The 20864-nt window shown below is 40.3% G+C and carries 17 protein-coding genes, 1 CRISPR repeat array and 1 riboswitch (1 of these 19 running past the window's edge); of the genes, 14 read left to right on the top strand and 3 right to left on the bottom strand.

The genetic code is table 11. The features are described 5' to 3' along the window. Positions 1-804: a CRISPR direct-repeat array (repeat unit 30 nt; unit sequence GTTCTTATCTTAACTATAAGGAATTGAAAC); it reaches 82 nt to the left of the window's first position. A gap of 81 nt (positions 805-885) precedes the next feature. The 14 genes from NSQ94_RS11405 to NSQ94_RS11340 all read left to right on the top strand — a co-directional run bounded on the left by NSQ94_RS11405 (position 886) and on the right by NSQ94_RS11340 (position 16840). Then, a complete protein-coding gene (locus tag NSQ94_RS11405) occupies positions 886-1086 on the top strand; it encodes a hypothetical protein (RefSeq protein ID WP_130157852.1) in 201 nt (66 codons plus the stop codon). A 609-nt stretch (positions 1087-1695) separates the two neighbouring features. Next, entirely contained in the window at positions 1696-3378 is a 1683-nt protein-coding gene (locus NSQ94_RS11400; protein ID WP_339229112.1) for an AraC family transcriptional regulator, read from the top strand. 66 nt (positions 3379-3444) lie between these two features. After that, a complete protein-coding gene (locus NSQ94_RS11395; protein ID WP_066248442.1) occupies positions 3445-4434 on the top strand; it encodes an ABC transporter substrate-binding protein in 990 nt (329 codons plus the stop codon). Positions 4435-4454: 20 nt separating this feature from the next. After that, positions 4455-5462, top strand: coding sequence for an iron ABC transporter permease (locus tag NSQ94_RS11390; protein WP_339229110.1), 1008 nt, complete (start codon positions 4455-4457; stop codon positions 5460-5462). Further along, complete coding sequence (locus NSQ94_RS11385) at positions 5455-6480, top strand: iron ABC transporter permease (RefSeq protein WP_311067198.1); 1026 nt, start codon at positions 5455-5457, stop codon at positions 6478-6480. Before NSQ94_RS11390 ends, NSQ94_RS11385 begins: the two co-directional genes overlap by 8 nt. Positions 6481-6829: 349 nt before the next feature. Continuing rightward, complete coding sequence (locus tag NSQ94_RS11380; protein ID WP_066248444.1) at positions 6830-7696, top strand: alpha/beta hydrolase-fold protein; 867 nt, start codon at positions 6830-6832, stop codon at positions 7694-7696. Between the two features lie 344 nt (positions 7697-8040). Further along, positions 8041-9564, top strand: a complete 1524-nt coding sequence (gene nikA, locus NSQ94_RS11375) for a nickel ABC transporter substrate-binding protein (RefSeq protein WP_339229107.1) — start codon at positions 8041-8043, stop codon at positions 9562-9564. Further along, positions 9565-10506 (top strand): nickel ABC transporter permease, encoded by a 942-nt coding sequence (nikB, locus tag NSQ94_RS11370; protein WP_066248451.1) that lies wholly within the window; start codon positions 9565-9567, stop codon positions 10504-10506. It begins immediately after the preceding gene. A 2-nt stretch (positions 10507-10508) separates the two neighbouring features. Further along, positions 10509-11321, top strand: a complete 813-nt coding sequence (nikC, locus tag NSQ94_RS11365) for a nickel transporter permease (protein WP_133309130.1) — start codon at positions 10509-10511, stop codon at positions 11319-11321. 12 nt (positions 11322-11333) lie between these two features. Then, positions 11334-12128 carry an ABC transporter ATP-binding protein gene (locus NSQ94_RS11360; RefSeq protein WP_339229105.1) on the top strand — a complete coding sequence of 265 codons (795 nt, stop codon included), beginning with the start codon at positions 11334-11336 and terminating at the stop codon, positions 12126-12128. 91 nt (positions 12129-12219) lie between these two features. Continuing rightward, positions 12220-12993, top strand: a complete 774-nt coding sequence (locus tag NSQ94_RS11355) for a dipeptide/oligopeptide/nickel ABC transporter ATP-binding protein (protein ID WP_339229104.1) — start codon at positions 12220-12222, stop codon at positions 12991-12993. An 11-nt stretch (positions 12994-13004) separates the two neighbouring features. Beyond that, a complete protein-coding gene (locus tag NSQ94_RS11350) occupies positions 13005-14309 on the top strand; it encodes an MATE family efflux transporter (protein WP_339229102.1) in 1305 nt (434 codons plus the stop codon). A gap of 605 nt (positions 14310-14914) precedes the next feature. Then, the gene (locus NSQ94_RS11345; RefSeq protein WP_339229100.1) at positions 14915-16429 is read left to right on the top strand and encodes a cobyric acid synthase; all 1515 of its coding nucleotides are present in this window, start codon (positions 14915-14917) and stop codon (positions 16427-16429) included. A gap of 114 nt (positions 16430-16543) precedes the next feature. After that, positions 16544-16840, top strand: coding sequence for a 4a-hydroxytetrahydrobiopterin dehydratase (locus NSQ94_RS11340; RefSeq protein WP_311067203.1), 297 nt, complete (start codon positions 16544-16546; stop codon positions 16838-16840). Positions 16841-17724: 884 nt separating this feature from the next. Here the strand turns inward: NSQ94_RS11340 and ade are convergent. The 3 genes from ade to NSQ94_RS11325 all read right to left on the bottom strand — a co-directional run bounded on the left by ade (position 17725) and on the right by NSQ94_RS11325 (position 20849). Beyond that, positions 17725-19467 (bottom strand): adenine deaminase, encoded by a 1743-nt coding sequence (gene ade / locus NSQ94_RS11335; protein WP_339229099.1) that lies wholly within the window; start codon positions 19465-19467, stop codon positions 17725-17727. 49 nt (positions 19468-19516) lie between these two features. Continuing rightward, positions 19517-19618: riboswitch (purine riboswitch) on the bottom strand. Positions 19619-19746: 128 nt separating this feature from the next. Continuing rightward, positions 19747-20286: a chromate transporter gene (locus NSQ94_RS11330; protein WP_063388249.1), complete on the bottom strand. Its 540-nt coding sequence runs from the start codon at positions 20284-20286 to the stop codon at positions 19747-19749. Beyond that, entirely contained in the window at positions 20283-20849 is a 567-nt protein-coding gene (locus NSQ94_RS11325; protein WP_063388248.1) for a chromate transporter, read from the bottom strand. Before NSQ94_RS11325 ends, NSQ94_RS11330 begins: the two co-directional genes overlap by 4 nt. Positions 20850-20864: the final 15 nt, after the last annotated feature.

Genomic DNA, 20864 nt, shown 5'->3' with positions numbered 1-20864 from the left:
AGGAATTGAAACACCGGGATTTGTGGGAGAATGCTGGGTACTGGGAAGTTCTTATCTTAACTATAAGGAATTGAAACTAAAAAAGCAACGATACCATATATTTGTGAACGGCTGTTCTTATCTTAACTATAAGGAATTGAAACCACGCGCTTCTAACCCTGCATACAACGGCCAGCCGTGTTCTTATCTTAACTATAAGGAATTGAAACGGCTGAGTGGTTATTAACTTCGCGTACTGCGAAGCGTTCTTATCTTAACTATAAGGAATTGAAACTCTCGATATCGCCGGCATTGATAGCGACATCATACAAACGGTTCTTATCTTAACTATAAGGAATTGAAACAAAGAGAAATCTTCAAAGCGATAGAAAACGAAGTTGTTCTTATCTTAACTATAAGGAATTGAAACGTCATAAATGAGGATGAAAAAACTGTTGTGCTTGAGTTCTTATCTTAACTATAAGGAATTGAAACATTTCTTTTGGTACGCGAATATAAATTCTATCATCGTTCTTATCTTAACTATAAGGAATTGAAACCAAGCAATGGGTAATCCACGCTACAAAAATGGCTTGTTCTTATCTTAACTATAAGGAATTGAAACATGATATGACTTTCTAGATCCCCGAACCAAGTCATATCCGTTCTTATCTTAACTATGAGGAATTGAAACCTGCCCCTTGCGGAAAGGTTTTGCATGACTGTATGGGGTCTTATCTTAACTATAAGGAATTGAAACTATCTCAATTCAGCATCTTTCGTCAATCTTCCAATGTTTTAATCTTAACTATGAGGAATTAAGCCCCTGTATCTAAAAAATATGCTAGTCTACTAATAAGTGAAGCTATGAAAGAGCGCTAGACGAATACCAAAGGAGCGCATGAAATGACGTGTAAAGAACCTAAATTTACAAAAAGTCCTTTCTTCGTTGATGAACCGGGTAACTGGCACCTAAAGCCTGGAGCGCCGGAAGACATAGTAAAAGAGTTTAATGAATATATGGAAGCCCAAAAAATGTGTGTAGAAGCTCCGAAGTTAGACGAAGCAGAGTTAGAAAAAATCCTTTCAGAGCTAAAAAAACTTTGAACGACTCTTTTTTCTACTGGCTGCTTCCCGTACAAGTATCAATAGGGTCTTGGGGCAGTTGTGATGGAAAACGCGCAGAATTTCACATTCAGCGCTGTAAAGCAGCTGGTTTAATCTTAACGAAGCTTTGGCATTGTCAGGGAAACACATCATTTAAATTGGTGTGTATTCTTTCATAATACATTAACAAATCCTTCGGGTAAGAAATGTTAAAGTGGAGCGAATGATTGCGAAAATATGAGTGATGAAAACCGTAATGATTGCAAGGACCAATCAGTAACAAATTGGCAAAAGAACCTAATCTGTGAATCAACGCCACAACGCGTTGATTCTTTTTTTCGCGCTTTTCGATATGAAACAAATTTGTTTTTAGCGTTTCCTAAATCGAATTCTTGAGTCCAAAGTGATAAACATTAAGACTAAAGAACTGTCTCGTCATTTAACTTTTAAAAAAGAGAAGAATTTGGTATGATTATAAACAATAATGATAATCATTATCATTTATAATCTTTGTGTTAAAATATTTTCCTTGCTGTTCCTTCAATATTTGAAAAGAAATGAACATGCTAGTTGACATAAAGATACAACTAATTAGGAAGGTGGAAGCTGATGAGTGGCCATAGTTTTGTTGTGAAAGAGGCTTCGAATAATTTATCTTTAGATGACTTGTCTTTTAGACTTCGACATATTGAGTTATTAAAACGGAATGGAAATTTGCAAATTGAGCAACAGCTAACCTTCTCACATGTTCTTATCATTGTGGTGAACGGACATGGACAATTGACGCTGGGCACAACCGAGTATCGGATTCAACAAAATCATGTGTATGCGTGTATACCTGGAGAGACTTATGGAGGTGAAATACAGGCTCTCGATGAAACAGAAATCTACCTGTTGAGGTTTGAGGTGTTCCGATCAACCGATCAAAGGTATGAATGCATGGTAAATGAGAAAGATGGACGTTTATTTTCTCTGCAAGGTGAAATTCAAGTGTTCCCTTTTGATCAACTCACCTCATTGTGCAAATCGATCTTTCAATATTGGGATAGTGATGACGAGCTGGAACGCTTCCGCAGTCAGTTTACTTTCCAAAAATTGCTCTATATTATTTTGAAAAGCCGATCTTTTTTACATAACGGATCGTGTGCAGCGCTTGAACTGGCAAAGGACTATATGGACCATTATTATTATGAAAATTTGTCCATCGAGCAATTGGCAGCAATCGCAAAAATCAGTCCGAAATATTTTGTCGATTTATTTAAAAAAACGTACGGAATTAGTGCTATCGACTATTTGACAGAGCTGCGGATCAATAAAGCAAAACAGCTTATGGCACAGTCTCATGCCAAGCTAAAAGATATTGCCCATCAAATCGGCTACAACGATGAATTTTATTTTAGCCGCAAATTCAAGAAGCAGGTTGGAGTTACACCAACACATTATATGAAAAGACGACGCCGTAAAATAGCTGCTTATCGCTCTCCCATTACCGGTCAATTGCTGGCTCTTAAAATCATCCCGTATGCTGCGCCGCTTCATCCGAAATGGACCGCTTATTATTATAAGGAGTATCGTACAGATATTTCTGTCCATCTCAATGCTTATCGGAATGGGCAAAAATGGGAGTTGAACATCGAAAAGCTGCTTCAAGCAAAACCTGAAGTAGTCATAAGTACGGATGATCTAGATGAAATGGAGAAAGAAAAATTATCTCGGGTTGCTCCAATTTATTATATTCCGTGGCAGGAGAAAAATTGGCGGGAACAGCTGCTGCTGACAGCTGAATTTTTAGGTGAAACGCAAGAAGCTGAGGACTGGCTTAAAAACTATGACAGAAAAGTAAAGCATGCACGAGAATGGGTGAAAAATAAAGTGAAGGACGATACTTTCCTCATTTTACGAATTTCCAAACAGAATTTGTATGTTCATTGCAATCGGAGTATTACTGATATTTTATTTCACGATTTGCAGCTGGCATCTGCGTATAATTGCAATCAATTAGCCCGCGATGAACGAATGACAATAGATCAGTTAATTGAATTAGATCCTGATCGGCTTCTCTTGCTAATTCGCCAAGAAGAAGAAACGTTAGCTTATTGGAAAACTTTGCGATATTCGTTGCCATGGCAAGAATTGAGTGCAGTTCGTAATAATCGCGTTTATTTCATTTCCTCAGATCCATGGCTGGAGTATTCTGCCAGCGCGCATGAACGAATAATTGACGAAATGGTAAGTCTTTTTTCTGGAAATCGTCCAAAAAGAATTCTGGATACTGTCCATGGTCATATATAAGAAAGACTTTTTATAATTAAAAATGATAATTATTATCAATTGGATGATAGGAGGACATTCTATATTATGAAAAGAAAACTGCTTTACTATGGACTTATCACGCTAATTATTCTTTTATTGGCGGCTTGCGGCGGTAATAAGGAACAAACCAGCAGCACAGGGGGAGATTCAAGCAGTAAAACGGAGCAGAAGAAGGAAGCTGAGTCAAGTGAAACGAGAACGATCAATTACCTCGGCAAAGAATATACAGTTCCTAAAAACGTAGAAAAAATTGTAATCACCGGCAGTATGGAAACGATGGAGGATGCGCTCGTATTGGGCGTTGAGCCTGCTGGAGGCATCACGGTTGGGGGAAAGTTCCCGGAAATGTTCAAGGATATTACAGCTTCAACCGTTTCGATTGGAGAGAAGGCACAGCCAAACATTGAATCGATCCTGAAGCTGAAACCGGATGTCATTTTCGCAACGACAAAGTTTAAACCAGACGTTATTGAAAAATTAGAGAAAATTGCTGTCACGATCCCGGTTTCCCATATATCAACAAATTGGGAAGATAACCTGCGATTATTGGCTGAACTTACGGGAAAACAGGATCTAGCAGAAAAAGTTTTAAAGGAATATCAAGATGACCTCGAAAAGGCGAAAGCACAAATAGGCGAGAAGTTCAAAGATAAAAAAGTAGCTATCGTTCGTATTAGAAGCGGTAATATTATGATCTATTCGAAAGATATATTTTTCAACCCTTCGTTATACGAAGATTTAGGATTTACCGTACCGGAAGAAATCCAAAATGCCAAAGCGCAGGAAGTGATTTCGTTAGAAAAATTTAGCGAAATGAATCCAGATTATCTCTTTGTCCAATTTTCAGAGGATGAGAACCAAGAGAATCCAAAAGCACTAGAGGAATTGCAAAAGAATCCGATCTGGAAAAGCATTAATGCAGTTAAAAACGACAAAGTATTCGTAAACGTTGTGGATCCGTTGGCACAAGGCGGTACAGCATGGAGTAAAATTCAATTCTTAAAAGCAGCGACTGAAAAATTGGCAAATGAATGATGCAGGGCGGGAATCATAATATGCGCTTAAAGATTCCTATATCCATTCTCATTTTATGTTCTTCGCCTATTGCGTTTGTGCTCATAGTTCTATTATCTATACTTTATGGAGCGAAAGATATAAATTTCGAAACGGTTTGGGAGGCGTTCTTTCATTTTGATCCGGAAAATGTAAATCACCAAATTGTAATACATTCCCGTTTGCCAAGAGCGATTGGAGCACTTTTAATCGGAATTTTCTTGGCCATATCTGGATCGATCATGCAGGGAATGACGAGGAACTATCTTGCCTCCCCTTCGATTTTGGGAGTTTCTGACGGATCGGTTTTCGCTATTACACTCTGCATGATTTTCATGCCGGACGCATCATCTTTGAGCATGATAATATTTTCACTACTCGGTTCAGCCATTGCTGTTGGCTTCGTCTTCGGCGTGGCGTCGCTTATGCCAAACGGAATGTCACCCGTTCGAATGGCGATCATCGGAACTATTATTGGAACGTTTCTCAGCAGTATTTCCGCTGCCTTGTCAACGTATTTTCAAGTATCGCAAAACATCAGTTTTTGGTATAATGCCCGGCTGCATCAGATGGATCCCTTTCTAATAAAACTTGCGATTCCTTTTGCAATTGTCGGGATCATAATGGCTCTTTATATTTCCAAATCGCTCACAATTCTTTCTTTAGGTGAAGAAGTTTCTGTGAGTTTAGGACAGAAAACGGTGTTGGTCAAAGCGTTAGCAATGACCAGCACCGTCATTTTGACTGGTATTTCTGTTGCCTTGGCAGGAAATATTGGATTTGTTGGTTTAATCATTCCGCACATAACCCGATTTTTAATTGGAATCGATTATAGGTGGGTTATTCCTTGCGCCGGAGTACTTGGAGGTATTTTTTTAGCACTGTCCGATATTTTAAGCAGATTTTTGAATTACCCGTTTGAGACTCCTATTGGAGTTGTCACTTCCCTAATCGGAGTTCCTTTCTTCCTCTATTTAATTTACAAGAGAGGAGGAGGAACATATGCATAAACAAATGGCGAGACGATTTTGGACAGTGATGCTGATCAGTATAGTCTTTATTTTTGCTGCAATATATGTCAGCTTAACAAACGGTGAATTTGATATTCAAGTTATCGATATAGTAAAGACTTTGCTGCGGGTTGATCCTAATTCTGAGCATGATTTGGTCATATTTGAATTTCGCTTGCCCCGTATTTTAATAGCTTCATTGATTGGATTTGGTTTCGCAGTGGCGGGTGCAACCTTACAGGGGATCAGCAGAAATGGACTTGCAGACCCTGGCGTTTTAGGAATCAATTCAGGGGCAGGAGCCGCTATCGTTATTTTTATGCTCTTTTTTGAAGGGCAAATAACGGGAAGCGGATGGCTGTCAACTTTGGCAATGCCGCTGTTTGGTTGGATAGGCGGACTGGCTTCAGCACTATTGATTTATTTATTCTCATGGCGAAATGGAAAACTAGATTCCGAACGTGCGATTTTGGTTGGAATTGCAATAGGATTTGGGTTTGGGGCCTTGTCTATGTTTTTATCCTTGAAAATGAACCCTCAGGATTTTGAAATGGCGACAGTTTGGTTGAATGGAAGTATATGGAATGCTAATTGGAAATACATTGTCTCTATTTTGCCTTGGCTCGTCATATTAGTTCCTATTATTATAAAAAAATCGTATATACTCGACTTGCTTCAATTAGGAGAAGATAGAGCAATAGGACTGGGAATTCGTACGGAAAAAGAAAAAAATGTGTTCCTTTTATGCAGTATCGGAATTGTGAGCGCTTGTGTCTCTGTGGCAGGAAACATTGTATTTGTCGGTTTGATAGCACCGCACATCGCCAAGCGTTTGGTCGGAATCCATCATTTTTGGCTAATTCCCGTCAGCGGAACGGTCGGCATGCTTATGGTCATTGTCTCCGATTATATTGCCAGAACTGTTTTTTCTCCAGCTGAATTGCCAGTCGGGATTGTCATTTCCATCATCGGTGTTCCTTATTTCATTTATTTATTATTTAAAGATAGTAAAAAATGAAACGTGGAATTGTGTAAATGATTCATAAGTTCAAAGGTCATCCCGCATCATCTGACCTAATTATTTTCATATAGATGAGAATCATCGTTCGGCACCATTTTGGCATTACTAAGCAATGTCTTAAATACTAGGTAAAGTCTTATGAACCATAGAAGGTGATCCATTCAAAAAATCGGCTACCCATCAGGTTGTTTTAATGAAGGAAGAGCCCGTTTTGCCCGTCAGAGAATAGAGTACCAGTTGCGAATACATATGTTTGTCGGCTTTGGAAAGGAGATTGAAATGTTCATTTGGAGGGTTGTAATTTTTGCCCCGATGATATCAATCAATGATATGGAGGCGTTTAACCATGCATAGGAAAAAAGATAAACAAGCTGATGTGATGGACAAAGATACTGCTGGCCGAGAAGTTAGCATTCCGAGTACTGAACAATTTTTAATACGTTCAAAAGAAAATCGGCAATACAAAATTTTGCTTGGTATACCTGATGTGCCTCCTCCTCCTTCAGGCTTTCCAGTTATTTATTTCTTGGATGCTAATGCTATATTCGGAACAATGTTTGAGGCAGTCCGTATCCAATCAAGGCGGCCCGAAAGGACAGGAATCGTTCCAGCACTAGTAGTCGGCATCGGTTACCATATCGAAAAACCGTTTTCTCCTGAACGCTATTATGATTTTACACTGACTCCGCCAGCTTCGGAATTGTATTCGAGACGAGAGGGGACAGACAGACCAGAATATGGCGGAGCGGAACAGTTTTTGCAATTTATTGATGGGGAGCTTAAACCGCTGATCGAAAGCAGGTTCAAAATTGATAAAGACAGACAAGCGATTTTTGGTCATTCACTCGGCGGCCTCTTCGTATTACAAACATTGTTTACAAAGCCGTACGCCTTCAATACGTATATCGCAGGCAGCCCGTCCATTCATTGGAATAAATCGCTTCTACTTGATGCAGAGCAAAAATTTATCTCTAGTCTAGAAAATGATAAGCATCATATACGATTATTAATCACTGTAGGAGAATTGGAAAAATTCCATAAAAGCGGCATGAATGCGAACGCTAAAGAGCTTGCAGAACGACTATTACGACTTGATCAAAACAATTTTCACGTGGAATTTAAAGAATTTGAGGATGAAGGCCATGTGTCCGTGCTGCCGGCGTTGATTAACCGTGCTGTGAGGTTTGCACTAAGCGAAAAGCAGGGCACATAATCTGTCAAGGCTCTTATCATGCTTAATAAAGAGAGCGAACTTTTTTCAAAAATTTGAACTGAACCCAAAAAGTTAGACACGGAAATTTAGGCAACTGTTTGGGCATGAATTCGGTATTACACCGGACTCATGCCTTTTAATTTTGCCTTATATGTGATTCAGGATGGAATTTTTGGAAGAAACTCATCAATTTTTTGAAGTGGGAATGTCGAGAAATAAATGGACATTTCAAAAATATGTGATTTTGAATTATTTTTGTTCGAAATAATATTTACAAAAATAGCGAATATATGTATGATAGGAAAATAAAAATAGTAATCATTACGATTTGGGAAGGTGAGAAAATGTTTCGATATTTTAAAAGCATATTAATACTTTTAACAACAATTTTTTTGCTTGTCGGATGCTCACAGTCTTCCTCTAAAGAAAAGGGAAAGAGCAGCAAAGAATTAACATTGCTTTTTAACTTTCCAACCAACACACTCGATCCGCATTTAGACACGAACTATACGATAGTTCGTGCGGGAGTAGGAGAGACGCTTGTCAAAATTAGTGAACAGCAAAAAATTGAACCTTGGCTTGCAGAAGAATGGAAAAGTAAAGATGGGAAAAACTGGACGTTTAAAATTAGAGAAGGTGTTACATTCCATAATGGGAAAAAAGTTGATGCTCAAGCGGTGAAGGCCTCGTTAGAAAGAGCAATCAACGATAGTCCATCTGTTCAAGCGGCATTAAAAATCAGCAAAATGAAAGCCGATGGTCAATTGTTAACGATTCAAACGGAAGAAGTATTCCCGCAATTTCCTTCAGAACTCGTACATCCAAATACAGCGATTGTCGATGTTGATGAAAAAGATATTGATAAAAGGCCAATCGGTACGGGGCCATTTAAAATTTCTTCTTTTGAGCCTGGGGTAGAGCTGAAGGTCGAACGATTTGAAAAGTATTGGGATGGCAAAGCAAAGCTTGAAAAAGCAACATTTGCTTTCAACGAGGATGCCAATGCACGGAAAATGGCGCTTCAATCAGGAGATGCGGACATTATTTTTAGACCGCCGGTAGAAAATCTTGAAAAATTAAAAGAAGAAAATGTAAAAATAGAATCAGTTCCAAGTTTGCGTACACATCAGCTGTTTTATAATATGAAGAGCTCCTATATGAAAGATGAAAATGTGCGCAAGGCGATGGATGCTTTAATAGATCGGAAGGAAATTGTTGAACATATTTTAAATGGACATGCCGTTGAAGCGAAAGGTCCTTTTTTGGCTGGTTCTCCGTTTGCGCCATCCTATGAAGAAAAGGAAAGCGGAATAGAGGTGACGAAACAGTATTTTAGTAACGCAGGCTTTCAAGTAGAAGACGGAAAAGTTACGAAAGACGGAAAGGCCGTTCGGCTTAAAGTGCTAACATACGCATCGCGTCCTGAACTTCCTTTAATTGTACAAATTCTCCAATCAAAGGCGAAGGAACTTGGCATAGAGATGTCGATTCAGCAAGTGGAAAATATTGATGAGTATTTAGCGGCCAATGATGATTGGGATTTTGCTACATACAGCAGTGTGACGGCTCCGCGCGGAGATGCGGCATACTTTTTGAATGCGACATACATGCCGAACGGAGCGCTGAACTACGCGAGTATTAACCATCCAGAATTAACAGCTAGCATTCAACAATTGAACCAAACGGTAGACGTGAACGAACGGAACAATTTGGCGAAGAAAGCATTAAAAATCATTGATCAGAAGACTCTCCATTCCTTTATCGTACATCCAAATATTATTGTTGCCTATCGTGACGGAGTAAAAAATTGGGTAACTAGTAAAAGCGAGTATTATATGTTAACAAAAGATTTGGATGTGGAAGGGTAAATGATTCAAGTAGCGAAACGATTCATAGAGTTCATCATATTTTTACTTCTGCTGTCTTTCATTAGTTTTATATTTATAAAACTAGCACCTGGCGATCCTGTCAAACAGATGCTTCAAGTAGATGAAGTGTCCGTTACGAAAGAACAAATTGAAGCGCTAAGAGAAGAACTGAAGTTACATGAACCTATATACGTTCAATATTGGTATTGGTTGAAACGATTTTTCGAGTTTGATTTAGGCCATTCCTATATAACAAAGCAGCCGGTAGTTTCTGAGTTGTTATCAAGGTTTCCTGCGACCATTACGCTCACATGCACTTCTTTAATCGTAATGATTCTGATTTCTATTCCTTTAGGCACTCTATCTGCACTCTATAAAAATAAATGGGTGGACCATATATGCCGTTTGTTTGCACTAGTCGGTTCATCCATCCCCAGCTTTTGGCTGGGGCTCCTTTTCATTGAATTATTTGCCGTTCAATTAGGGATATTGCCAAGCATGGGAAAGGGAACGATTCAACACGTCATCCTGCCATCCCTTACGTTAGGAATCGCGATGTCAGCTGTTTATGTCAGATTGCTGCGTTCCAGTTTACTAGAAAGCTTGAATGAGGACTATGTGAAAGCGGCAAGGGCAAGAGGGATTAGTGAAAAACGGATATTTTTATTCCACGTTTTCCGCCGTTCTTTAATTCCTGTCATAACGATTTTTGGTATGAGTCTTGGGAGTTTAATAAGCGGCACAGTTGTCATTGAAGTACTGTTTGCATACCCGGGAATTGGAAAAATGGTGGTAGATGCGATTATTCGCCGGGATTACCCGGTCATTCAAGGGTATGTATTGTTTATTACGATTTTGATTGTCTTGATTAATATATTCGTTGATATTTGCTGCCGTTATTTAAACCCTGAGATACGTTTAAAAGGAGTAGAGAGACGTTGAAAATGTTTAGACAAATGTATTGGACGCACTCACGAACGCTTCTTTTTATACTATTTGCCTTTTTTCTTGTCATCTTGACAGCTCCGCTGCTTGCTCCATATGATCCGTTGCAAATCAATATGAATGAACGTCTGCTGAAACCAAGTGCGGAGCATTTTTTCGGAACGGATTATTTGGGGCGAGACTTATTTTCTCGCATCCTAGCGGGAGGGCAAGTAACGGTCGGAACGAGTATTCTCGTATTGGGCATTGTTTTGTTGATCGGCGTTCCGTTAGGCATGTTTTCAGGATTTGTCGGAGGCCGTTTCGATCGTTATTTGATGAGAATCATAGACGCTTTTCTAGCTTTCCCTGATTTTATTGTCGCAATTGTACTGAGCGGTATTTTAGGCCCCGGTATGTTAAATTTAATTTTTGCAATCGTTGTAGCGAAATGGGGAAGCTATGTGCGGCTTGTCCGCAGCACGGTGTTATCTGAGAAAGAAAAAGATTACATTTTAATGGCGGTTGTCAATGGTTTAAGCACATTTCAAATTATTCGTAAGCATTTGCTGCCCCATGTCGTGGGAAATGTGTTCGTTTTAGCGACGTTGGATCTTGGAAAAATTATTTTGTTGATCGCTTCCTTATCTTACATCGGCTTAGGAGCGCAGCCGCCAACTCCTGAATGGGGGGCGATGTTGAACGAAAGTACACCATATTTTCACACCTCGCCATATTTAATGTTTATTCCTGGAATTGCCATTATGTTTACTGTTCTAGTTTCTAATTTAGCTGGTGATGTATTGCGAGACCGTTTTGATGTAAAAGGATAAAGGGGAGATGGTATGTCATTATTAACTATTGATCAAATGCAAATTAATTTTCGAAATAAGCCGATTGTTGAAAATGTGAATATAACTGCCAGAAAAGGAGAATGGTTTACATTAATTGGCGAAAGCGGCAGCGGCAAAAGCATCACAGCTTCTGCGATTGGAGGGCTTCTGCCGAAAGAAATGTGGATAGCCGCCGGGCATATTCAGTTTGACAACAAGGATATGACTCATTTATCGAAAAAAGAATTTCAGAATTTACGGGGAAAAGAAATATCTTATGTCTTCCAAGACTATCAAAGCTCGTTTACTCCTTTTATAAAAATCGGTAAGCAAATGGATGAAATGATCCAAGCTCATTGTTCTTTAACTAAAAACGAAAGAAAAGAAATCGCTTTTCAAGCATTGGAAGACGTACAACTCCCTGCAAAACGCGTCTACAATAGTTACCCTTTTCAATTAAGTGGCGGACAGCTGCAGCGTGCATCCATTGCTATGGCCATTATGCTGAATCCGAAATTGCTTATTGCTGATGAGCCTACCACTGCGCTTGACAGTATGACAGCAGCACATGTGTTAGAGGTCATCGCGAATATCAAAGAGAAAATCAATTGTGCAATATTATTTATTACACATGATTTGAGGCTTGCTAGGAAATATTCCGATACTGTTGCAGTAATGAAGAAAGGGGAGATTGTCGAAACAGGGACGAAAACAAATGTTATTTACCATCCTCGTCATCCTTATACCAAGCAATTATTGAGTGCCGCTCCAACCTTGCCGAATAAAATGCATGAAGTGATCACGTGAAGGCCGAGCGGTCATTCAGCGTTGTACCAGCGATGAGGCGTATTGCCTCGCCTGTTAAACTGGATTTTGCAATGGAAAGGAATATGTCATAATGGCAGATCTATTATTGGCCAAAAATATCAAAAAAATTTATGCTTCAGGTCATCAAGCAGTCAACGGGGTGTCGATATCGATACAAAAAGGCGAATGCGTCGGGCTTGTCGGTGAAAGCGGCAGCGGGAAAAGTACATTGGCGCGCTGCTTGCTTATGTTAGAAAAAATAAGCGAAGGCGAAATTTTTTTACATGACCAACCATTGCATAAAATGACTAAAAGAGAAATTCGAAAAATTCGCCATTGTATGCAAGCGGTGTTTCAAAATCCGGCAGCGGCTTTAAATCCAAAACGAAAGATCATCGATTCTGTCATGGAGGCATTAGATACACATCGTAATATCTGCCCCATTTATTTGCAGGATGTAAGAGAGCACCGTGAATTATGCGCAAAGCGGCTGCTAGAGATGGTTGGGATGACGGACCGCTATCTTTATCGCTATCCCCACGAGTTAAGCGGAGGGCAAAAACAACGTGTTGCCATTGCTCGTGCGATTAGCATCCAGCCGTCTTTGATCATTTTAGATGAACCGACAGCAAGCTTAGATGTCTATACACAAGGGCAAATATTAACTCTTTTAAAGGAGCTGCAAAAACAATTGGAATTATCCTATCTATTTATTTCCCATGATCTCCCGTCGGTTCATTTTTTAAGCGAGCGCATTTTGGTAATGAAAGATGGGGCTTTTATTGACTGCTTTCAAAAGAATGATATATTCTCTCAAGCCCGCCACCCATATACAAAAATGCTCATTCACTTGTTTGAAGGTTAAGGGGGATAATAATGACTCACCGAACTTATCTATCTTTGGCGATTCCGCTTATCATTTCAACGATCACCACCCCGTTATTAGGAGCTGTCGATACGGCAGTAGTGGGACAGCTTCCTGATCCAGCGTATATTGGCGGCGTAGCTGTAGGGACGATGATTTTTAATACGATGTATTGGTTGTTTGGCTTTTTGCGGGTCAGTACGTCCGGCTTTGCCGCACAAGCTTATGGTGCGCAAGATGCCAAGCAATGTTTTTTATATTTCGTAAGACCGTTCCTCATTGCGTTAGCCGTCGGCATTCTATTTATCCTCGTTCAATGGCCGATGAAGCATATCGCATTAACGCTTATTCATCCGGATGAGAAAGTCATGACTTTCACGGACGAATATTTTTCGATCCGCATTTGGGGAGCCCCGTTTACGCTGGCGAATTACGTCATTCTAGGATGGCTCATGGGAATGTCTCGTGTTAAAATTTCGCTATTTTTACAAGTATTTATGAATCTATTAAATGTTGTACTTGATTTGTTGTTTGTGAACGTTTTTCATCAAGATGTGAATGGTGTAGCCGCCGCTACATTGATTTCAGAAGTGGCTGCATTTCTCATTGGAATGTATATCGTGTTAAAGTCTTCCGATCTTCGCCTTTTCTCCATTCCTAGCAGCGAGCTGTGGAATGCAGGAGAATTTAAGAAGATGATGGCGGTCAATCGGGATTTGCTTATTCGCACGATTTGTTTGTTAACCGTGTTTAATCTTTTTACAGCGAGAGGTGCCTCTTTTGGTACCGAAATACTGGCAGCCAATGCCGTTCTCATTCAAATTCATTACATCATGGCGTACTTTTTAGACGGATTTGCCAATGCCAGCAGTATTCTCGTCGGAAAAGCTGTCGGTGCAAAGGATGAAGCTTTGTATAAACGCACTTTATCGTTGACAGGGCAATGGGCGATAATTTCCCCCTTGTTTATGATGCTTATTTATATACTGTTTCAAGATTCGATCATTCCTGTTTTTTCGAAAAATCAGAATGTGATCGAACTGGCCAGCTCCTACAGTATTTGGGTCACGATATTTCCACTTGCGGCAAGCTTCGGTTTAATTCTCTACGGTGTTTTTACAGGAGCGACCATGACCAATCCGATTCGCAATTCTATGCTGATTTCTCTTGCAGTATATATTGTTTGTCTTTTCATTTTGATTCCGATGTATTATAACCACGGTTTGTGGCTTGCTTTTATTGTTTTCAGCCTCGGTCGGTCTGTGTTTTTAGCTATGTATGTTCCAGCATTAAACAGAACTTTATTCAAAAAATGAGGTGCCGGTGATCTTAAGTGCTGAGTCTATCAAACGATTGGACACATAAAGATATGCCTTAACTTACAGATCACGATCACTGTATATGCGGGATTTTTCATTTAGCAAAGAAACATAACAATTATTTTTGATCATCTCGTGCATCATGATACTAGCGGAAAATGAAGGATGTTATAATACTTCAGTCATCATCAATTTTTGAAAAGGGAGCATGAATGAGTTGGAAATAAATCATCGTTGTTGAAACAGTAGAATCCAACCAAAAAGTTACCGTGTAAAAATGTTGGAAAAGAATCATCATTGTTGGAACGGCAAGCAATGTCGGGAAATTGGCATCATGTGGGCGAGTTAAAAATGTGCGACAAAAAAGCAAGCAAGAGACCGACTTTCCCGTGGAATGTACGTGATGATTCGTCAAAGATCTGCTGCCAAAAATTTGCCTGAATTGATCGGCGTGATCAATGAAAAAAATAGCCACCGTGTTTTTTTCGAAGATAAATGATTTACATGCAGTCCTGATTTATTGGCCCGCCTTTTCATACGGCGGTGCTTCATACTCGGAATTTGCGAAACATTTGTGAATGATTGTGAGAGGAGAAAAACAGATGAATAAAGCATTGCCCATCATGATTCAAGGTACGCATTCCGATGCGGGAAAAAGCGTGATTGCGACAGGTTTTTGCCGAATTTTTGCGCAGGACGGGTATCAGACTGCGCCGTTTAAATCACAAAATATGTCACTCAATTCGTATATTACCGTTGACGGCAAGGAAATCGGCCGCGCCCAAGGAGTGCAGGCGGAGGCGGCAAGAACGGTCGCAACGGCGGATATGAACCCGATTTTGATCAAGCCTGTGAGCGATCACACTTCACAAATTGTTGTGAACGGTAAGCCGTATCAAAATTATAAGGCAGCAGCGTATCGGCAGGAATTTTTTGAACTTGGTTTGCAGGTGATTAAAGAAGCGTACCATCATTTGGCAAGTACATATGAGCGAATCGTTATAGAAGGAGCGGGGAGCCCTGCGGAAATTAACTTAAATGATCGCGAGCTTGCCAATATGCGCATTGCCCGGTTAACAAACGCTCCTGTCATTCTTGTCGGCGACATTGACAGAGGCGGTGTATTTGCGAGTTTAGTAGGAACATTGCAGCTGCTTGAGCCTGAAGATCGCGATCGCGTAATTGGGGTAGTGATTAACAAGTTTCGCGGGGATATTTCCTTGCTGGAGCCGGGACTTCGCTGGTTTGAAGAGTATACAGGCAAACCGGTTTTAGGGGTCGTACCATATATTTCTAATTTAAACATTGAGGCGGAAGACGCCGTCATATTAGATGCGTTTCCACGTACAAATGAGAAAACTAGCGAGATTGATATTGCTGTTATTCATGTTCCTCACATTTCGAACTTTACCGATGTTGACCCGTTTCTATATGAAAAGGATTGCCATGTTCGCTATGTAAAGGAGGCAAATGAACTCAGAGAACCGGATGTTGTCATTTTGCCGGGAACGAAAAATACAATTGAGGACTTATTGCTTTTGCGAAAATCCGGCTTTGCGGATGCGATAGAAAAGCTTTATCGTGCGAAAAAATCAGTCATTGTCGGCATATGCGGCGGTTATCAAATGCTCGGAAGGGAGATTTCAGACCCGCATCACGTAGAAACAACGATAGGGAGCGCAAACGGATTCGGTTTTTTCCCGATTCGCACCGCCATGATGAAAGAGAAAAGGACGACTCTTACAACAGGGATGGCCCACTTGGCTGATTGTAATGTGCCGGTGGAAGGCTATGAAATTCATATGGGAACAACTTCTTATGAAGGGGACGTATCGCCATTTATTACGACGGAAGAAGGAGTTGACGGCTGCATAAGCCAAGACAGCCTCCTAATTGGAACGTATTTTCATGGCATATTTCATAACGATGAGTTTCGAACGGCATTTTTGAATTTGATAAGAAAAAGAAAAGGTCTTCCGGCGATTTATGAGCGGCCATCAATGAAAAACATTCGTGAAGAAGCCTTTGACCGGCTTGCCGATTGTCTCCGGAAGCATGTAGACATCGAGTTTATTTATCGGGAAATGGAACGGTTTCAAAGCAAATCTTTTTTCTAAGAAATAAACGGAAATCTGATATGTTTGTTCGCCTCTTTACATTTATATGGAAATCTTTTTTGCACTGTGATTTTAGCTGTCTGTTTTTTTATAAAAATCCGGGAGGAAACGGTCATGCGGTTAACAGATGAAGAAGTGCAATCTCTTTTACAAGAGATGGAAGATTGGAAGCTTCTTGAAGAGCGATGGATTGCAAGAAAGTACCTCTTTCAAGATGATTTGCAAGAAATCGAATTCGTGCGGAAAATTTCGGACATTTCTGAAGAAGTAAACCATCATCCCTTCATTTCTATTGACTATAAGTTCATCACGGTAAAAATTTCGTCTCAGAGAGCGAAAGGACTCACAAAGCTTGATTTCGAACTGGCGAAAAAATATGATGAAGCTTATGAAAAAATAAAAGCAGGGTAAGAACGGAAAAAAGTGGATTATATGTGAAGCAGATGACGTGAAGAAAGCCGCATTTTCCGCCGCACCATAAGTTACGATATAAGGGACTTCTTTCTTCTTGAGAAGGAGAGCGGTTTTCAAAAAAATGATGCGATTTAAAAGGCATCCTGTTTTTCTCGAATAGATGGGCAGCTGAAATGATGCGGAGCTGCAAGAAGCGTGTATATGGTCTTTTTGGGGAAAATCTGCATTTATGGATAAAAAAACATGACGAAATTTTGCACACACAAAGCAGGCAACAAGGATGTTAGTTGATGTTGGTGAAGGAAAACTTTTAAGTGATCGGATCATGTCATAGCACCATTCAAAATATCAATTGACAATGTTGAAGGAAAACAACCTGCCGAATTTAATCGTATTACCATGACCGAAGCGCTGCAAAAATCCTTTTGATTTACCGCGAAGCTTCGAAAGAATTATTTATACACCGCAGCACACTTGAATATCGCATTGAACGTGTTGAAGAAATACTCAATGTTGATTTAAATCATGCAGATATGCGCTTTGAGCTCATGATGGCATACAAGCTGTATAATTTGTTTGATTTTGACCGAAGCGAGCTGGCAAAAAGGTGAATTCTATTGATCGAGCAAAGGATTTTGGAACGGGATAAAGTCCGGCGGAAAAAACGGTTAAGCTATCGGGCAAGCGTGTAAAAAACATCTCCTGCGAATTTATGAATGAATCATTTCTGACACGTATTGGAAAGCTTTAGCAGGCTTAAAGAATTTAAACTCTAAGCGAAAAAAGGCAAATGAAACTCCGGCAGATGAGCCAATCTCCCTTGCCGGAGTTTTCTTTTTTTATGTGTTTTGCTGCCCATACAATCATTTTCTACACGATTTTTAAATGCCGTGCTCGGCTGCAACTTCTATGTGCTGAAACGTTGTGACGTCAAATAATCCTAAATCTGTAATTTTGAGCTCTGGAATGACAGGCAAACTTAAAAAAGAGAGCGTGAGGAAGAGATTGAAATGCCGATGTTTGCTCACTTTTTGCAAGCTGCTGTTCAATTCATCGAGTTGATGGGCGACGATTGGATATGCTTGATCTGACATCAATCCGCCGATCACAAGCGGCAAAGAGGCGAGCGTTTTTCCATCATTCACAACTACTAGCCCACCGCCGATTCTCTTTATCTCTTGAATGGAGCAGATCATATCCTCATCGTTTGTGCCGGCAACGATCACATTATGGGAATCGTGGGCGACGGTTGTGGCGACTGCACCGCCGATTAAGCCTAATCCTTTTACAATGGCAAGGCCAATGTTTCCAGTATTTTTATGGCGTTCGAGTACAGCCAGTTTTGCCAAATCTTTTTCAATGGAAGGGATGAAGCAAACACCGTCGCTCGGAACTTCCATCATTCTTTTAACCGTTTCAATTTGATTCGGAATAATTTCTATTACATGCGCTTTTTGGTTATTTTTTACGTGAATGGCCAACCGTTCTTTTGTAACCTCGTTTATGTTTAGATTGACAGAATTTCTTGATAAAACGGAAGGTTTTGGTTGATCTATAGATCCTATATATTGACCGTTTTCCGCTATCACTTTTCCGGCTTTCAAAACTTTTTCAATCGTAAAAGCTTTGAAGTTATCTACTATGACAAGATCTGCTCTATATCCAGGTGCGATCGCTCCTTTTTGCGATAGTCCGAAACATTGGGCGGCATTAATCGTCGCCATTTGAATCGCTATGAGAGGATCAAGTCCATGCTCGACGGCAAGACGAATATTGTAGTCAATGCTTCCCTCGGCAATTAAGTCGTCTAAATGCTTGTCATCCGTACAAAATAGACAGCGGTGGCTATTTTTTTCATTGACCACGCCGATTAGTTCTGGCAAATTTTTTGCAGCAGATCCTTGACGGATCATGACGTACATTCCGCGAGCAAGGCGGTCTTTTGCTTGCTCTTTTGTCACACATTCATGATCTGTTTGAATGCCGGCCGCTCTGTAAACATTGACTCCTTCAATGCCAAGACCTGCGCCGTGTCCGTCGATCTTATATGCTGATGCCGTTAAAAGCTTGTCAATGATGCGGTCATCTAAATTTTGAACACCTGGGAAATCCATCACTTCCGCAAGCCCGAGCACCCGAGGATGCTTGTAAAAAGGTGCAAGTTCATCATCATTTAACACAGCGCCGGCATTTTCAAACGAAGTCGCCGGAACGCAGGAAGGCAGCATGCAATACACATCTAAATCTAAGCCTTCTGAATCCTCCAGCATAAAAGATATACCTTTCGTCCCGGCGACATTCGCAATTTCATGCGGATCTATAATAACGGTTGTCACACCGTGGGGCAGAACTGCTTTGGAGAACTCCTTCGGTGTCACCATCGAAGATTCAATATGGACATGAGAGTCGATGAAACCTGGTACGATGAATTTATTCTCGGCATCAATGATGTTTACCCCATCATATTCTCCGATTCCAGCAATCACTCCGTCCGCAATGGCGATGTCTCCATGCAAAATTTCTAAATTGAAAACATCGGCAATTTTTCCGTTTTTAATCACAATGTCTGCCGGAATTTGTTTGCTAGCCACTTGGATTCTTTTCTTTAAAATGTTTTTGTCCATTCTCACTTTTCCCTTCTGTAGTAAACTCGCGCGTTGAGTTTGACAGGGAGAGTTGTGTATCGTCTCTCGTAGTCAAACTATTTACGGTAGTTTGGTAGAAACGCTTGGACCGTATTTCCAAACTTATACGAGAAAATCATTCGTATTTTTAAAAAGAGATTATACGACTCTAATTGAAACAAAGCAAGATAGTTGGCGCATTTCTTGACAGAAAAATTTTCTCAGGTATTGCGAAAAGCTGAGAATCACAGTTTCTCTGGTGCTCCAAACAGACCGGTTTTAAAAATTGGGCAGAACAACTCCTCCATAAACAAAGGAAATCATAATGAGAATGGCAGGGTGAACCTTCCATTTTTCTAAGGCAAAGTACGATACAGCAGCAATGATGAGCGATTGGATAATTCCGAGCGAATGGACAGAGTCTTCTATCATTTCCCAAGTTAAAAGCAGCATCATGACAGCAATAACAGGCTGTACAAGCAAGGTCATTCCTTTCACAACTAAAGATTCCCGGTGGCGTTGAATCAGTTTTAACAACAGAATCAAAGCGAAAGCTGACGGAAATACAGTCGCAAACAAGGCGATGAAGGCCCCCCACCATCCGTACACATCATAACCGACATAGGCGGCGATCTTTGTCGCAATAGGGCCCGGCAAAGAATTTCCCAGTGCGAGCATATTGGAAAATTCTGCATTTGTCAGCCATTTGTAATGATTGACAATCTCCTCATACATAAGCGGAATGGAAGCGGGTCCTCCTCCATAACCGAGTATGTTGGCCAAAAAGAAACCGATGAATAAGCTGATCCAGATTTTCATGCAGACATCTCCTTACTTCTGCTCTTCCGTTTTAAATGGAAAGCTCCATATGTTAAAAACATTAGAATTACAATAGCTGGATGAATCGAAATCACTTGCAGCAGGCAAAACGAAACAATCATCAGCAGGACGCCAAGCCATTTTCCCAATCCTTTCACGGCCTTTGCGGAAAATTCGTAAGCCAACTGCCCAAGCATGGCGGCGATCACCGGCATAACAGCAGAAATCATACCGTGGATAACAGGTGAATCGCTTAAAGCTGTGACCATTTTGAATAATAGAATCATGGCCAAACATGTAGGCAAAATATGAGCTGCTACGCAAATAAAAGCGCCTAATGCCCCTTTTTGTTTATATCCTAAGTAAGCGGCCATTTTTGTCGCGATCGGACCGGGCAGGGTATTGGCAATCGCCAATATTTCTGCAAATTCTTCATCTTTTACCCAACGGTATCTGGAAACTGCTTCATAACGGAACAGCGGTATGACGGAAGGACCGCCTCCGAATCCAAAAATTCCGGTTCTCAGCATAGCCATGATAAGACTTTTATAAGAAGTTTGCATATTTCTCCCCCTCAT

This window comes from Aeribacillus sp. FSL K6-2833 (assembly GCF_037965815.1).
GTDB lineage: Bacteria > Bacillota > Bacilli > Bacillales > Aeribacillaceae > Aeribacillus > Aeribacillus composti.
Note: the sequence above shows the minus strand (reverse complement) of the source record. Positions and strands in the feature narration are given on the sequence as shown.

Excerpts from the sequence above, each read along its gene's own strand:
- nikC (WP_133309130.1), top strand. The coding sequence starts at position 10,509 with ATGTTTAGACAAATGTATTGGACGCACTCACGAACGCTTCTTTTTATA.
- NSQ94_RS11345 (WP_339229100.1), top strand. The coding sequence starts at position 14,915 with ATGAATAAAGCATTGCCCATCATGATTCAAGGTACGCATTCCGATGCG.
- NSQ94_RS11350 (WP_339229102.1), top strand. The coding sequence starts at position 13,005 with ATGACTCACCGAACTTATCTATCTTTGGCGATTCCGCTTATCATTTCA.
- NSQ94_RS11330 (WP_063388249.1), bottom strand. The coding sequence starts at position 20,286 with ATGAAAATCTGGATCAGCTTATTCATCGGTTTCTTTTTGGCCAACATA.
- nikA (WP_339229107.1), top strand. The coding sequence starts at position 8,041 with ATGTTTCGATATTTTAAAAGCATATTAATACTTTTAACAACAATTTTT.
- NSQ94_RS11395 (WP_066248442.1), top strand. The coding sequence starts at position 3,445 with ATGAAAAGAAAACTGCTTTACTATGGACTTATCACGCTAATTATTCTT.
- NSQ94_RS11400 (WP_339229112.1), top strand. The coding sequence starts at position 1,696 with ATGAGTGGCCATAGTTTTGTTGTGAAAGAGGCTTCGAATAATTTATCT.
- NSQ94_RS11380 (WP_066248444.1), top strand. The coding sequence starts at position 6,830 with ATGCATAGGAAAAAAGATAAACAAGCTGATGTGATGGACAAAGATACT.
- NSQ94_RS11355 (WP_339229104.1), top strand. The coding sequence starts at position 12,220 with ATGGCAGATCTATTATTGGCCAAAAATATCAAAAAAATTTATGCTTCA.
- NSQ94_RS11405 (WP_130157852.1), top strand. The coding sequence starts at position 886 with ATGACGTGTAAAGAACCTAAATTTACAAAAAGTCCTTTCTTCGTTGAT.
- NSQ94_RS11390 (WP_339229110.1), top strand. The coding sequence starts at position 4,455 with ATGCGCTTAAAGATTCCTATATCCATTCTCATTTTATGTTCTTCGCCT.
- NSQ94_RS11385 (WP_311067198.1), top strand. The coding sequence starts at position 5,455 with ATGCATAAACAAATGGCGAGACGATTTTGGACAGTGATGCTGATCAGT.
- ade (WP_339229099.1), bottom strand. The coding sequence starts at position 19,467 with ATGGACAAAAACATTTTAAAGAAAAGAATCCAAGTGGCTAGCAAACAA.
- nikB (WP_066248451.1), top strand. The coding sequence starts at position 9,565 with ATGATTCAAGTAGCGAAACGATTCATAGAGTTCATCATATTTTTACTT.
- NSQ94_RS11325 (WP_063388248.1), bottom strand. The coding sequence starts at position 20,849 with ATGCAAACTTCTTATAAAAGTCTTATCATGGCTATGCTGAGAACCGGA.
- NSQ94_RS11340 (WP_311067203.1), top strand. The coding sequence starts at position 16,544 with ATGCGGTTAACAGATGAAGAAGTGCAATCTCTTTTACAAGAGATGGAA.
- NSQ94_RS11360 (WP_339229105.1), top strand. The coding sequence starts at position 11,334 with ATGTCATTATTAACTATTGATCAAATGCAAATTAATTTTCGAAATAAG.